The organism is Actinotalea caeni, assembly GCF_009733795.1.
GTDB lineage: Bacteria > Actinomycetota > Actinomycetes > Actinomycetales > Beutenbergiaceae > Pseudactinotalea > Pseudactinotalea caeni.
On record NZ_WNXX01000004.1, the window covers coordinates 17,655 to 32,205 of the forward strand.

General features: G+C 65.6%; 10 protein-coding genes. 6 read left to right on the plus strand and 4 right to left on the minus strand.

The features are described from left to right. Positions 1-221 precede the first annotated feature (221 nt). Positions 222-1,583, plus strand: coding sequence for a hypothetical protein (locus tag GPA02_RS04645; RefSeq protein ID WP_156198696.1), 1,362 nt, complete (start codon positions 222-224; stop codon positions 1,581-1,583). Here GPA02_RS04645 and GPA02_RS04650 read toward each other — a convergent pair. From GPA02_RS04650 to GPA02_RS04660, 3 genes are read right to left on the minus strand one after another with little or no spacing between them, the layout of a single operon-like run. After that, complete coding sequence (locus GPA02_RS04650; RefSeq protein WP_156198697.1) at positions 1,550-2,077, minus strand: hypothetical protein; 528 nt, start codon at positions 2,075-2,077, stop codon at positions 1,550-1,552. The two genes, GPA02_RS04645 and GPA02_RS04650, sit on opposite strands and share 34 nt — an antisense overlap. Beyond that, positions 2,074-2,643 carry a DUF4352 domain-containing protein gene (locus GPA02_RS04655; RefSeq protein WP_156198698.1) on the minus strand — a complete coding sequence of 190 codons (570 nt, stop codon included), beginning with the start codon at positions 2,641-2,643 and terminating at the stop codon, positions 2,074-2,076. The genes GPA02_RS04650 and GPA02_RS04655 overlap by 4 nt, the downstream gene beginning before the upstream one ends. Further along, complete coding sequence (locus tag GPA02_RS04660) at positions 2,640-3,221, minus strand: hypothetical protein (RefSeq protein ID WP_156198699.1); 582 nt, start codon at positions 3,219-3,221, stop codon at positions 2,640-2,642. Before GPA02_RS04660 ends, GPA02_RS04655 begins: the two co-directional genes overlap by 4 nt. A gap of 101 nt (positions 3,222-3,322) precedes the next feature. On the opposite strand from GPA02_RS04660, the gene GPA02_RS04665 reads away from it, so the two are divergent. After that, positions 3,323-3,874 carry a hypothetical protein gene (locus tag GPA02_RS04665; RefSeq protein WP_156198700.1) on the plus strand — a complete coding sequence of 184 codons (552 nt, stop codon included), beginning with the start codon at positions 3,323-3,325 and terminating at the stop codon, positions 3,872-3,874. 88 nt (positions 3,875-3,962) lie between these two features. On the opposite strand, the gene GPA02_RS04670 is transcribed toward GPA02_RS04665, so the two are convergent. Next, positions 3,963-4,304, minus strand: coding sequence for a hypothetical protein (locus GPA02_RS04670; RefSeq protein WP_156198702.1), 342 nt, complete (start codon positions 4,302-4,304; stop codon positions 3,963-3,965). A gap of 606 nt (positions 4,305-4,910) precedes the next feature. Between GPA02_RS04670 and GPA02_RS04675 the strand changes: the two genes are divergently transcribed. From GPA02_RS04675 to GPA02_RS04690, 4 genes are read left to right on the plus strand one after another with little or no spacing between them, the layout of a single operon-like run. Continuing rightward, on the plus strand, positions 4,911-6,089 hold the full coding sequence (locus GPA02_RS04675) for a DNA cytosine methyltransferase (RefSeq protein WP_156198704.1): 1,179 nt from the start codon (positions 4,911-4,913) through the stop codon (positions 6,087-6,089). Further along, positions 6,086-7,960, plus strand: coding sequence for an ATP-binding protein (locus GPA02_RS04680; RefSeq protein ID WP_156198706.1), 1,875 nt, complete (start codon positions 6,086-6,088; stop codon positions 7,958-7,960). The genes GPA02_RS04675 and GPA02_RS04680 overlap by 4 nt, the downstream gene beginning before the upstream one ends. Then, positions 7,960-9,522, plus strand: coding sequence for a hypothetical protein (locus tag GPA02_RS04685; protein ID WP_156198708.1), 1,563 nt, complete (start codon positions 7,960-7,962; stop codon positions 9,520-9,522). The genes GPA02_RS04680 and GPA02_RS04685 overlap by 1 nt, the downstream gene beginning before the upstream one ends. Further along, on the plus strand, positions 9,519-14,462 hold the full coding sequence (locus GPA02_RS04690; RefSeq protein WP_170296830.1) for an ATP-binding protein: 4,944 nt from the start codon (positions 9,519-9,521) through the stop codon (positions 14,460-14,462). The genes GPA02_RS04685 and GPA02_RS04690 overlap by 4 nt, the downstream gene beginning before the upstream one ends. Positions 14,463-14,551 lie beyond the last annotated feature (89 nt).

Below are 14,551 nucleotides of genomic sequence, written 5' to 3' on the forward strand. Positions count from 1 at the left end.
CTGCACCCCTGTGCGCCGAGCTGTCGACGCCGCGATTCGTTGTGACGGTCACCATGACATGACCGCTCGCGCAACCGGGTGGGATATCCACAGGCCGCTCGTATGCGCTGGACCGGCAGCGCATCGCGGTCTCTGCCGTGCGAAGCGAGCGGCATACTCGAGCCATGGTCGGGGGCGCGCGGGACCGCGAGGCCAGCCCAGTGCAGTCTCAGCTCCCCGCCATGAGGACCCTCACCGCGCTTCTCACCCTCACGAGAGACACCGCCACGCTCTGGTGGCGCACGTACCCGCGCCTCCTCACGTGGTTTGCCCTCGGCTTCGGCGTGCACCACCTCGGCCAGCACGCGTCGGCGCTGGTGGGGAGCCGGTACCAGCTGGTCGCGACGATGCTGTTCGTGGTCGGCGTGCTGGGCTGGTTGGCCTGTCTGGTCATGATGATCCACGCGGTGAAGCCGGCGCTGTGGACGCCGCGGCACCTGCGACCGGGCGGGGTGAGCGACGTCGTCCCGCAGCCCCTGTTCGCCGACGAGCGCGGCATCGACGTCCTCACCCTCGCGCTCGGTCCGTTCCTCGCCGTCTACTCGGTGTGGGGACTCGTCGAGGAGGAGGTGTCGGCGCTGTTCTTCGCCAACCTCAGCCGCGAGGGCCTGGCCGAGCCCGACTCCTGGTCGATCAGCTTCGCCCTCGATCGGCTCGGCTACTACGTCACGCTCACCGCGGGCGCCTGGCTGCTCGGCAAGCTCGTCACCGTCCTGCGGGTGCGGCTGCGTGCCCGTGACGGCGTCGCGCTCGGCATGCGGGTGGTCTCCATCGCGGCCGACGGCACCGCCGTCTTCGGCCTGTTCGTCGCGCTCGGCATCGGCGCGGGCCAGCTCCGCGAGTGGTGGCAGGGCCGCATGATCTCCGTCTGGCTCGGGCAGACCTGGCGCGGCCTCGTCGACCGCCTGCCCAGCTGGCACCTGTGGTTCGACGCCACCCTGCCGGAGGTGGTGCGCGACGCCGTCACCTGGTTCTGGGCCACCCTGCTCCCCGCGATCTCCGACCGTCTGCTGCTGCCGCTCATGTGGCTCGCGCTCGCCGCCACCGTGTTCGGGTGGCGGGAGTTTCGGGGCCGCGACGTCGTCGCCGGCACCCGCCTGGAGACCGCCGGCGCCCGGCTCGACCACGTCACCGGCCGGGTCGGCGTCGACGCCGGCGCGGTACCGACCCTCGTCGCGCTGGCCACCGACGACCTCCGCACCAAGTACCTGCCGGTCGCCAACGCGCTCCGGCTCGTCTGGCGCGCCGGCCCGCGGTTCGTGGGCGTGTACCTGGTCGCGGCCACCGCGCTGTGGGCGGCCGAGCTCCTCGCCTCCGAGCTGCTGCTGCGCGTCATCGGCCCGCAGCCCGACGACGTCTTCTTCGCGATGGACCCGCTCCTCGAGCTGCTGCTCGGGGCGGTATTCGTCACCGGCTCGATCGCGCTCTACGCGACGGCGTTCGACCGCGCCGTCGCCGCGGTCACCGACACCCCGTGGCGGCCCGGGCGGACGTCGACGGCGTCGCCCGCTCAGCGCGTCAGCCGCACCAGGCCGGCCTTGTAGCCCAGCGACAGGTCGACGTAGAGGGTGTCGACGGCGTCCGCGGGCACCTGGAACACGTACCCGACGGTGAGCGGCTCGCCCGGGCGGATCGGGTCGTCGCTCGGCCCGTCGCAGGAGTACACCTCTGTGCCGGCGACGTCGATGAGCAGCTCGTTGTCCCACCGTCGGCCCGCGGCGTCGTAGGCGGTGGGGTCGCAGTAGCGGGGCTCGCGCGGGCCGTCGATCTCGGTGGTGAGGAGGATGCGCACGAGCATCGCGCCGTCGAGCGCCTCGACCCACTCCTCCTCGGCGTCCGCCACGGCGGGGAGGCGCGGGGCGACGTCGAACACGTCGAGGCGGTAGGAGGCGCCGTCGATCTCGACGCTCTCGCCCACGCCGAGCACGACGTCGGGCCGGGGGTTGCGAGCGCTCCAGTGCAGGCTGCCCTGCCAGGCCGCGACGCCGAGCGCGAAGGCGACGGCGGCGAGCAGGCCGACCAGCGAGCGGCGGGTCACGGCGTCACCGCCAGGCTCGGCTCGCCGAGCTCGATCGGCGTCGCGACGGGCGTGGTGTCCTCGGTGAGGTCGAGGTCGACGCGGACGGCGACGTCGTAGGTGATGAACGTGCCGGTGGGGGGCTCGAGCAGCAGGCGGGCGCCGTCGAGGCGGTCGGGCGGCACCTGGAACACGAAGGTGCCGGTGCCGGTGAAGCCGGGCGGCGTGAAGGGCGGGTGACCGAGGTTCGTCTCGGGGCGGGGTTCGTAGCGGTGCCCGGTGGTGGTCACGAGCCAGACGTCGCCGGAGAAGGACACCGCCTCGGTGAACGCGTCGGCGGCCACCTCGACGACGACGAACATCGCGTCCGTGACCAGCGGCTCGGAGTACTCGTCCTTCTGCACCTGGCGGCCCACCTGGACGTCGAGCACGCGCGCCGCGAACGTCGAGGAGGCGCCGGTCTCGCCGACGGCGACGTCGGCGTAACCCATCGGCACGCCCTCCTCCCGGTCGCCGACCCCGACGGCGATCGCGGCGACCACCGCGAGGCAGCCGGCGAGCGCCGACCAGTCCCGACGGCGGCTCACGGCTCCTCCCTGAGGTCGGTGAGCGGGAGGGTCACGACCGCTGCGACGTCGTCGAGGCGCCACTCCCGGAACAGTGGGCCTTGGGCGTCGACCTCGTCACGGACGACGACGGTCACGGTGTCGGGGACGGTCCCGATCGGCGGCTGCGCGTCGTCGTCGCCACGGGGCGGCCAGGTGCGGACGAGGAGGTAAGTGCGGGTGATGTCGGGGTCGAGCTGGGTGCTCCAGACCCCGTTGCTCCCGAACCCCGGCTCGGGCTCGGGACCGCCCGGGACGACGAGGGTGACGAGACCCTCGGGGAGCGCGTAGGTCGACTCGCGATCGGTGAGGGTGACCGTGAGGTGCAGGCGGATGCGGGTGTCACCGGGCCCGAACGCGTCGGAGTCGATGAGCTCCGCCTCATCCACCGTGATCCGCCAGCGGGCGAGCGTGATCTCCTCACCGGGGTCCACGGCGGGACCGGCGTACCCCTCGGCGTCGCGGAACCCGCCGGCGAGACCGACGGCGGCCACGAGGGACGCGACGGCTGCCAGGGGCACCAGCCACCGCCTCAGCAGCCCGGCCTGACGCACCCCCATGCCAGCACGGTACTCAGGCAGTCTCTGCCGCCGCTTGGGAGGCGGTGGTGGGGCGTCGATCCGCGCGAGGACGTCGTCGCAGAAAGGTGAGACCCTAGGGTGTGGCGGATCAGGCAAGGGACGAGCGATGGCTGGGCGTCAACGACGCCGCCAGCGCCTGGGCGAGCGCCGCACGGGAGGTGCTGACCGAGGTGGCCGGCAGCTACCTCGGGGTCATCACCTACTTCGATCTCGGCGACCAGATCCAGGCGCGCACGGGGCTGCGCTCGCGCGCGCTGTTCCACAACTGGATCGCCGGCGTCATCGGCAACGTGGTCGCCCAGTGTCGGGCTGAGGGGCTGCCGCCGCTGGGGTCGCTCGTCGTGCACCGGATCGACGAGAAGCCGGCCCCGGACGAGAGCACGGTGCTCGACCGTCTCGCGTGCTACCGCCGCTACGCCGACGACGTCCCGGCCGAGGTCATCGCGCTCGCCGACGACGCCGCCCGGGCCAAGGCGGCCGCGAGCGCGGCAGCGATCCGCGAGCGCGTCGCGAAGGCGAGCCGCACCACGCAGTCGCGGCGCCCGATCAAGCGCGAGGACCTGCCACCCAAGATCTGCCCGACCTGCTTCGTCGCGCTTCCGGCGTCGGGGGTGTGTGACGCCTGCGGGTAGGTGGGGAGGAACTTCGGTGCCCCCCAAGGCGCGCAGCGGTGGTTCCGGGCCGGGCCACCGGGGACGGATCCCGGCGGGCTGCTCCCGGTCAGTCGACGCCGTCAACCTCGCTCGTGCAGTCGTAGAGCCAGCAGAGCCTGAACAGGACGTGCATGCCCTCGGGGACGTCGCCACTGCCATCGGGGGTGCCGAGGTCGGAGGTACGGGAGCGGTCGGCGGCAAACCATTCGGTGTTGACGGTGTAGCCGAAGCGGTCGGTGACACGCACCTCGACCAGGACCGGGATGCCGTCTCCTGACCGGGCATCGGTGACCATCAGCGTCTCGTCGCGGGGGACGAAGTTGGCGTGGCAGACGACGTGGCTCTCATCGAGCCGCCACAGGGGTAGCGACCCGGCGACGCAGCCCCAGTCTCGCCAGTGCCCGGACATCGTGTTGACAGCGACGACCAGAACGTGGATCAGAGGGCGTAGTCCGGAGGACACCAGATCCCGGCCGTACCAACAGCCAAGCGGAACTCCTCCGTGACTCCTTTGTCCTCAACACGCCCTATGGTGCGATCGCGCCCTTCCGACGGCAGCCGTAGTGTTCGACTGTGCCGCACATCCACCGCCTCTCTGCTCGTAGCGTGGCTGCGGCCTGGCCCAGGCGCCCGAGCTGGCTACGCGACGGGGCTGCCCCCGCACGTGACGCCCTCGCCATTGGGCTTCGCTCCCGGAACCGTGGCGCTGTTACCGCAAGCGAACGGTGCGCCATCTCGCCAATGTCAGACTTCCCTTATAGCGTCGCGTGTATGAACGTCAGACCTGGGACGAACGCCAATGCAACGTGCGTGGTCCATGGCGCCATCCACGGCCTGACCGTCGTGTGGCGTCGCCCACAACTTGCTGGTCCACTCTCGTCAGGCTTTGCGGCATGCGACCAGTGGCCAAGGGCACAACGACGAGCGCACGGCAACGAGCGATCTGTTTCGCGCAGCGACTCGCTGTATGGAATCTCGCCACAGTTCCTGGCGACGGACCGGGGGTGGTAACGTAATGTCCCCCAAAAAGCGTTACGCGGCAATCTCTCTCTTCGCCGGATGCGGAGGCATGGACCTCGGGCTCGAGCATTCTGGCCGCGCCAGCGTCGTGTGGGCGATAGACAACGATCACTGGGCCGTTCAGACTTATCGGCGCAACCTTGGCAGCCATATAGTCGAAGGCGACATTACTCAGGAGCCCGTGCCCGACGTTACCTGCGATATCCTTGTCGCCGGCCCGCCTTGCCAGGACTACTCCACGCTGTGGAACCACGACGGTCTCCTCACCGCGCGCGGTAACCTGTTCCGTCAGGTCGCGAGATACCTCGACGCACTGCAGCCAGCGGCTTTCGTACTCGAGAATGTCCCAGGCCTCCTGTCGGCGAACGGAGGAGTGGCCTGGACGTTGGTACGGCACGCACTAAAATCGCCGAGCAGCTTCGTCGCCACACAACCAGCGCAAGGACGCCGGCGGGGTGTCCATTACGACATCAGCGCCCAGGTGGTCGATATGGCCGATCTGGGTGTACCCCAGCACCGAGAGCGACTCATAGTGCTCGGCGTGCGTCGCGACTTGGGAGTGCGGCCACCAATAATTCCCACTCCCTTCCAGGGTTCTCCTCGTACAGTGAGGGACGCGCTCGACACGGACCCTCTGCCCGAGGATGCTGCCAACCACGAGAGAGGGCTCGATAGTCCAGACGTAATCGAGCGGCTCAAGCTCATTCCGCCAGGTGCAAATTACGAGGCTATCCCGCCTGACCACCCTCTCGCAGTCAAGGGCCTAATCAGTCACGTATATAGACGACTAGACCCAAACAAGCCCTCATATACAATAATCGCTGGCGGAGGCGGCGGCACCCACGGCTACCATCACATCGAGCCGCGCCGGCTGTCAAACAGAGAGAAGGCTCGGCTCCAGGGCTTCCCGGACGACTTCATCTTCGAGTTCGGCGATAGCACTCGAGACCGCAGGTCGGCCTACCCCCGGGTCCGGCGGCAAATCGGCAATGCCGTGCCACCTCCCGCAGCCAAACTTATCGTGAGCGCGCTGGCCGACGTACTGTCCAAAGCCGGCGTACCTGCGCGCACTGCATCAGCGCTCCGGGCCGCCCGGCGTGGAGAGCACTCGCTCTCAATCGCCTCCATAACAGAAGATCCCATTACTCGTGAAAAGGTGGCCGTAGGCCAGTGAACGAGACTCCAACCCACGAACCAGACGAACTGCCTGCGGTCGCGGCGCTAAGGCTGCTCTCGGTCTTCAGCGCGCATCAGGGCGGCGCTTACCGCGAGCATTTCGGCGCGCTTAGCGACGCCCTCGGCGCCGACGTAGAGACGAAACTAGCGCGATTTGTCGTGAATTGGGCTGCTGAACGCACCGCTGGAATTGTGGTGTTGACCGGTAACGCTGGCACTGGTAAGACAGCGGTCGCCGAAGCTTACTGCAAAGCCACGGGCTCTGCGCTGCCCACGGAGGACACTCTTGTAGAAATCGCTCCCGGACAACGTGTCGTTAAGGACCTGTCCGGACTACCAGACGCGGAATCCCGGGCAGCGGTCGTCCGCACCGTCCTGGAGCTGGGCAGCGGCCAGACCCTGCTATGCGCCAACGAGGGTGTGTTGCGCGATGCTCTCACCGACACGGGCGCCACCGAAGTGGCGCACGTCCTGGACCAGGCTCTGCGCCACGGCGCCACCAGGGTCCGAAACCTTACCATCGTCAACGTCAACCGCCAGCGGCCAACGGGTGACCCGTTATGGGGTCAACTGATCGACTACGTCACTCGAGAAGAAATCTGGGGAGGCTGCGCTGATTGCCCGTTTGAGAGCGGGGGCTGCCCCATGCGGAGTAACGCGGAGCGCCTGCGCCGAGGTGACGTGCGCGAGCAGCTGCGCACCTTGGTGCGCGTGGGTAGTGGTGAGGCAGTACCGACCCTGAGGGAAGTACTGGCAATTCTGGCCTGGGCAATCGTGGGTCCGCACAGCTGCAGTGTCGTGAAGAAGGCTCATCGTGATCGTGGCGCCAGCGCCTTCACCGCTACCGACGGCTACTTCGGACGCATTCTGGGCCAGGGCCTTGCAGCCAGCGCTTCCGAACGATCCCCGTTGCTGACCGGGATGCGACGCTCGGGCCTGGGTGCCGTTAGCGACCTAGAAGTGGATGGCTGGTTGCGGGACGCGAGCGGCGCACCCGAGCGTGTCCGGCAGATTGCTGGCGACCCACACATCACGCGTCCCGACCACTGTGTGACAGGCCGCACCTCCGGACTCGCCGGCTCCACATCGCCACTTGACCGCGTCCGCACCGCGCAGGGCGAGCTAACCTTCTACGCACTGGGGGAAATGGTCAGCACTGACGAGGACCCGACACGGGTCGAGGACGGCCTCGACGCCTTGGTTCATGGCGACGGGGTGTCTAACGCACCGGCGGAGCGCCTCTGGCGGCAGCTGGTCTTCTTCGAGGCCTCGGAAGACTTGGGGGGCGAGAAGGCAGCCGCACGTCGCCTCTTGGACTATCGCCATGTGGTCGACCTGGTCGAGCTCGCCAGGAAGACAGCAGCAGGTGGCGACACCGTCATCGAACTAAACGAGATTGTTCGAGGTCTCAATTTCCTGGTCACCGGATTCTCGAGCCCAAACGAAGGCCTGATTGTCCCCGACCCTGCATGCCTATTCGCACGAGATCCCGGATCCTTCCGGCCGGCGCAGCCTTCCCTGGTTCACAGCCAAGTTCAGCTGGAAAGCCTAAGCCTGCGCGTTCCTGACAGTGGTCTCGTCGAAGAGTTGTTGGACGTCGATCACGTCGACGTTGAGCTGATCGTTCAGGACAATCCAGACCTCGCTCTGCGGATCAGTCCTCGCATGTACGAAGCGATCCGGGAAGCTGCTGCGTTCCAAGGACCGGTCGGCCAGGGTGTAGCAGAAATGAACGACTTGCGTGGCTTCTACGGTCGACTCGCCGCTCACTTGGCCACGGATCGGTCGCTGCGAGTCGCCGATCCAGACTCGAACCCGCCAGCTCTAGTGACAATTTCCCTGCCACACTTCGTTAAGCGAGCCACCTGATGTCCACTCAGCGGAGAAACACCTATCGCCTGAGCCCGGGTGCGATCGCGGAAGAACTCTTTGGGCTTGCTCCGGACCGCGATGAGCGCGCGCCGCAACTCTGCGCCGAGACACTGCTCACTCTTCGGCAGAACAACTATAGAAAGCCTGACTCGCTGGAGGGACTACGCTCGCCCAAGAGACAGCTCTTCGCGCTGCGCAGCCTCGCTCTGGCGGAGAACTTCCTCGGCGGCCGCTCGCAAGGACGGGTTGGCGATGCCGATACCACTCCTGAGGAGTACGGCGCCCTCTTGGCGCAGGGTGCCCAGGTTCGAGGGTCCGCTAATCTCCAGCTCGCTCAGCTCACACTCCAGGGACTAATCGATCCAGAAACCCAACGGGGTCAAGTGGGCGCGTGGCTGCTCCGCCCATTTCACGAGTCACTGCTTTGGTATGACTCACGGAAGCCGAGCCCACGGAGTAGTGAGTACACCGTGCGCAAGGTGTATATGCGAGGCAGCGGTATCACCATAGCGCGACTCCTAGTAGACCCTGTTGACCCATCTGATGCTGAACTCGGACGTGCAGCGGTAGAGAAGATTCGGGAGGCGCTCAACTCTCCCAGTCCTCTCGCTGAAATATCGGACACACTCGAGGCACCGCTGCCTCCGAACGAAGTCTGGACGAACAAGCAGATTGACGTCGAGGAGGACGAGCGGTTGGCGTGGAGTAGGGGAGCCGATCCACGCCTCCGCGCGCTCGCGAGCAGCCTTTGCCGACACTCCGAAGGCATCATGCTGCAAGGCCATGCCAGCGGGCCCGCTAAGCTTTGGCAACTGCGCAGCATTCTGGCACTCGACCTTGCCCTGCATGTCCTGCGCACCGCTTGGAACGTCACGCAGACACCGCCGCGAGAGCGCTTCCTATTGCTGAGCTTTAGTGATTCGCCGCGGGCAGAGGATCCCGTGAGGCAGCGATCCGAAGATTCTTTCCGTAGAGCGCGAATTCGGCTAGCCGAGGCGACCGTGAGAATCCTCGCTAAGCGGATGCGCGAGCTCAAAGAAGAGGAGAATGTGATCGCGTTCTCTGGTGAGTTCCGAGATCGAACCTTGGCTTCAAGTGGATCCGACAGCGTGAGCAGTCAATTGGGCCGACTGCCCGTCGGTGCCGGAGAGGAAGAGTATCTACGGCTCGCTCGTCTAGCAGTGGAAACGGCGAACTATAGCAGAGGCTCTGAGGACGGTTTTCGGGTACTCCTGGAGTCCGTTGGAATGCTGGTTGGTACCGGATCCTACCGCTATTTGACGGCGAGCCCCGACCTCCTCGCTGCCATGGTCGGAGCGCTCTCAAGCCAGATGCCGATGTCCAGCCGTGACTTTATTGCCGCAGTACGTGACGAGTGGGGCCTAGTGATCAATCAAGAGTCTGCCGCCAACACCGCCCTCGCCAGCCAACTGGATGGTGCGCGCCTCGCACAAAATGCGAGAGCGGCCGAACGAATGATGAGTGATGCGGGCCTAGCAGTCGGACTATCTGACCGCACTACGATGGTTGGCGAACGCGCGTCGAGGAGTAGCCAGTGAGCGCCCGAGTGGGTCGCGCCCTTGCGGAATATCTGCGCCGGCACCTGGCGAAGGGCGAGCGGAACTTCGTTCTCGTCGAAGGTGTCCCTCTGTCGGTTGCGGAGGGAATGAGCGCCAGTTGGGACACGGAGCTGCCGCAGCTTGCCGTCGTCTCGCCGGCGCCAGCTCGCTTCGGCTCTCACGCTATGCGTGACGTTTCCGGAACTCAATTGCGGAACCGAAGCGCCGGTGGTGTGGTGCTCGTCCTCTGCGACGGCGAGCAGGTGCCCGACCGACAATCGCTCAATCTGTTCGAGTCCATCTCTCCTAGTGTTCTCCTCGAGACTGCTGAAGGCATCGCAATCTTGGCTCAGCAGCCTCCGGCCCTGAATCTAGACGGCGTCACTCGCGCGGTGCGCGAAGCTATCAATCGGGCTCCTGTTTCCTCGCGGCCAAGCGCTGGAGCTGTCGCGACCTACCTAGACATCGTGGCGACGGGCGCGGATCCGCTTGAAGCGCTACCCACGCTCGGCGCCTTTACCGACAGGGTGCCGCCTGGCGCGCGGGTCGATTCGGAACGGATCGGAGATAACCTCTCTCTCGCAGCCCGCCGCACGGGTGACGACCTGCTCAAGCCCACCGCGTTCGCGGATCTTCGAAAGCGCACTGAGGCGGTTCTTAGCCGCAGACCTGATGTTGGCATGGCGGGAGCTGCTGTCGCTGCGGATCTTGTCATGACCCAGTTGCAGACTGGAAGCGACGATCTCTTGAGTACGCTGCGGTTCGACGAGGCACTAGAGATCTTCGAGCAGCGGCCTCGAGCCCTAGCCGACGTCGTACTGCAGGAGATGGTGCTCTTCCGCAGCAGGCTCGACTCCGGAAGCCAAGCGGCAGGGCTCCCCTGGCACACATACGAGCTCCGGGCCGAAGAGCTCCGACGGACGAGCAGCCAGCGCAGCGCCGCACAGGATCTGTGCGACCTTGATGACGCCCAGCAGAAGGAAGTCTTCACTCGCCCCACTCGGCGCAAACTGGAGCGTCTGCTACGCGACCGCGCGGTCAATGGCAGTAATCCCTCCTGCCCTGAGGCCGCAATGGTCCGGGCCACGCAACAGCTGGGAGGTCCGATCCAGCGAGTCCAGGTTCTCGGCCCTCAGCGTCCCATTAACCCCGACGCAGCCCATAACAGGACGGGTGCCGGCCGCATCATCACACTGGCATGTGCGCGACTGAGGCTCGGAGCGCTACTGCGGGGCTGGGAGGCGTCCGGCTGTGATGTCGATGGATTGCTCCTGCGCGCAGCGGACGACGGCGATCTCGGAGACATCCTCGCGACGTTCGCAGCCGCGGGGATCGTGTCAGGTGCCCAACTGCCAGCCCTGCAGCTAAGGCTTCACGCCGGCGACGGCAGCACGGTGCAGGTCGACTGGAAGCCTGACCTGGACGATGTCGCCACGCTTCGTGCAGCAGTGGCTTTTGCCGAGGCACCCGTACTAAGTCTGACGCTGCCAACAGAGCCGAGCCTTCACGCCTTCTGCGGACCGATGAATACCGGGACCGTGCAGGAGGTCCCGGCAGACTTGATGCCGGTGGCGCGTGCGCTCCAGCAGATCGCTAGAGGATCTCTGGATCGAGGTCTGGAGCCTTCGGCGCTGAGGTCGTGGGTCGATACCTGGCGGGCTGTGTGCGCAGAGCGCGAGGCTGCGCGCGATTCATCCTCCGCGGAAGCCTTGGCTCTTGCAGGTGCCGTGTGTGGGAATCGTGCAGTGGCCCTTACGGCGTTCGCTCCGATGAAGGCGGAGTGGTTGGCGCAGTACCTCGACGCCTTGTGGAGCCTCGCGACGCCCTCTAAGGGGCGTGAGACCACCTCCAACTCAAGCGACAATGTCGCCACATCGGAGGGCATTGCCCGGGCTACAGCCACTCATCATCCTGCTTACCTGCGGCTCTCCACACAGGATCGCGTTCTTCTCCCGACTAGCGAGGGGCGCATTTGGAGCCTGTACGGGGGCCGAACAGCCCGAGATGAGAGCGGCTACTCCGGCGAAGCGCTCAGCTCGGTCGTGGTCCAGCTACTTAGGCTCCAGCCAGAGGCCGCAGGACACCTGCGCTGCCTGGCGTGGGGGGCGGGCGCGGCAGATCTGTTAGTCGCAGAGGCCGTGAAATTGATCAACCGTCGTGTGGGACTCGCGCAGATCCGAAGAATAGAGATCTTCTGCATTGGAACCCGGGCCGAGGATAGGCCGCGACCGGAGACCCTCGCGAACGCCGACGACCAGCTGCGCAACGAAAGGGACGTCCTAGAGCTGCGCTACCTTGACGACCTCTCACGAGCCCGCGAGCTTCTACGGCCAACCCATGACTCTCCGGCGGTCCATCTTGCGCTGGTCACGGGTCTGACAGATGGCCCAAACGCTCTTCAGATCGAAACCCGAGAAGTCGCCCCTCCGGACGATCATCCGGAGGTTCTCTTCGCGCCCCGCGTGTGGCAGCGCCCGAGACAGGATCGTCGCATTCTGCTCATGCCGCCGACGGCGTCGGCGGCTGGTCAGGCGTGGCTTCGGGTTCAGAACGCCGTCTATGACGGGTGGCCCGACGAAGGCGATCCTCTGCAAGTTCCGGAGGTCAGGACAGGCGCCCTCGACATAGCTTCCAAGCTGCGAGAAGTTCACGACCTTTCTCTTTGGGTTGCTACCCTCGACCGATACGCTACTCGAGATAGCCTGGAACACGCCCTCGGGGTTGACAATGTCGCGATCCTTCATCAGGAGCGGCGACTCGGAGGAGACAGCCCTCTATCGCTAGTTCTAAGTCAGAAGTCCGGCGGCCCGGCCGATCGCGCCATCGGCCGCAGTTTGCGAGCAGCGGGCATTATCAGGGAGCCCGACGTTGCACTGTCGATTGGCACCCAGCTGCGGCGCGTTGCCAGCCAGGGCTACGGGATCCTAGCCCTTCAGGCTGCAACGAGTGGCGCGGGCATAAATGAGCTCGTCGGGCACGTGGTTGCCTTTAGCCTCCTCGCCACCACTACGACCCCGTGGCCGCTTCCCCCGGGATGCAGGGTCCTGCTGGTCAGTCTCGACGAGTATCGACACTGGTTTCCCAAGAAGCGGGCCGATCTGCTCGCGATCGCCTTGGATACACGAGATCGCGGAGTTCACATAGCGACGATCGAGGTGAAGGCACGCAGGAGCGATGAGCATGACGCCGCTGCCAGCGCGCTTGACCAACTAAATCAGAGCCTCGCCGCCACCAAGTGGGCGGCGTACCCAGAGGCGGGGAGCGTTCACAGTCGTCTCTGGCTTAACCGCATCGCCGAAGCGGCATATGCGGTCGCGCGAGAGTCGCGATTCCGACTCGACCGAGCCGAGCTCGATGCACTCGAGGCTTTCCGTCGTGGCACCGGAACGCTGGAGTGGGCTGGAGTAGGCCTCGTTTTTGGTCCGAGGGTTGAGCGCTTCCACCGCACCTACCGGACGGATGTCGCCAACGACATCGTCCCGGTGGTCCTACACAGCATTCCGCTCACCGAAGAGCTTCTTCAGACCGCAACGGCGACAAGTCTCACCGAGCTGCGCACCGTTGAGACAGCTCGGCCACCACTTCAGAGCACCAGAACTCGACGACGCCCCGAAGGCAGTGGCAATGGCAATGGCAATGGCCGACGTCAGCCTGATCTTGGCGAGGGGCCCACTTACGACGGTCTTGGCAACAATGTGGCACAGGTGACGGGACCTCCACCCGCAGCCCCTGAAGATCCCGGCCCCGAGAGGCCTACCGAGACTCAGGTGGCACAGTCAAGTGACAATTCCTCAGGTGCGGACCACTGTCTAACCTCTGACACGCCTTCGTCCGAGGCTGTTCCGAGCCGCCAGTTCGTCGCGCCCCTGATCGGCTGGGACGCTGTCACTGGTGACGAGATCCGCTGGCATGCAGCGGGCACGGGCCAGACGGCCCTGCAGAACGGTCACACGGAGATATGGGGATCGTCGGGCATGGGCAAGACGCAGTTTGCGATGAGTCTTCTCGGTCAACTCGCAAAGTTCAGCGGCAGTCGTTTCGGCATTGCAGACTTCAAGAATGACTACAGCGATGACACTGGATTCCCGGCGTTCGCGGACGCCCGGTTCATCGATCTGTGGAACGAGGGCGCTCCATTCAACCCCTTGGCGCTCGACGATGACGGCGAGCGCTCAATACAGAGCGCAATCATCGAGTTGCGGGATACCGTTGATGAAGCTCTTCGATCCGTTAACGCTCGGCTGGGGGTCCGGCAGAGGGCGAAGTTGGAGAAGGCGCTGAAGGACGCTTACAGCGTCCGAAGCACCGAACGCCGCTGGCCCACCCTTCGCACACTGGACGACCAGCTCGACGCCGACCTGGCAGGCGTGATCGGCGACCTGACAAAGCACGACCTGTTCAAGTCTGGCGAACCACTTGGTAACGTCATCGACTCGAATATGGTCTTTGGCCTATCCAGGATACCTGGCAACGGGCAGACCACGGTACTTGCGGCCGGCTTCATACTATCGTCACTCCTTCTCCGTATTCAGAATCTTCCTCCAGTGCCAAACAGCATTCGCTATGTTATGGTCGTAGACGAAGCTCACAGGGTCGCACCTTTCCGCGCGATTCAGACCATGATCCGCGAAGGTCGGTCAAAGGGCCTCGCAGTCATACTCGCTACACAGGGACCCCTGGACCTCCCAGAGGTCGTCGCTGCGAATGCGCAAACGAAGATTTGTTTCGGGCTTCCTGACGCCACGGTCGCCACGATGGCTGCGCGGAAGCTTCAACCTGACAATCCCCGCTTGGCGGAGCAGATCCGCACATTGGGGACGGGCGAAGCTTTTGTGAGCTTCGCTGGTGAGGCGCCACGTTTGGTTCGTGTGACCCAGGCCTACCGTGACCACACCGTCCTCCAGCTGCCCGAGCTGCGGCCATTATCTGGGGAGCAATGAGTCGTCCGGGGTCTATCGCGGCCCAGGCGGCCCCTCCCACTGCTCCTCTTACTTCAGCAGTTCGCGAGTGATAGTTTCTGGATGCTCTG

Excerpts from the sequence above, each read along its gene's own strand:
- GPA02_RS04645 (WP_156198696.1), top strand. The coding sequence starts at position 222 with ATGAGGACCCTCACCGCGCTTCTCACCCTCACGAGAGACACCGCCACG.
- GPA02_RS04660 (WP_156198699.1), bottom strand. The coding sequence starts at position 3,221 with ATGGGGGTGCGTCAGGCCGGGCTGCTGAGGCGGTGGCTGGTGCCCCTG.
- GPA02_RS04670 (WP_156198702.1), bottom strand. The coding sequence starts at position 4,304 with ATGTCCGGGCACTGGCGAGACTGGGGCTGCGTCGCCGGGTCGCTACCC.
- GPA02_RS04675 (WP_156198704.1), top strand. The coding sequence starts at position 4,911 with ATGTCCCCCAAAAAGCGTTACGCGGCAATCTCTCTCTTCGCCGGATGC.
- GPA02_RS04685 (WP_156198708.1), top strand. The coding sequence starts at position 7,960 with ATGTCCACTCAGCGGAGAAACACCTATCGCCTGAGCCCGGGTGCGATC.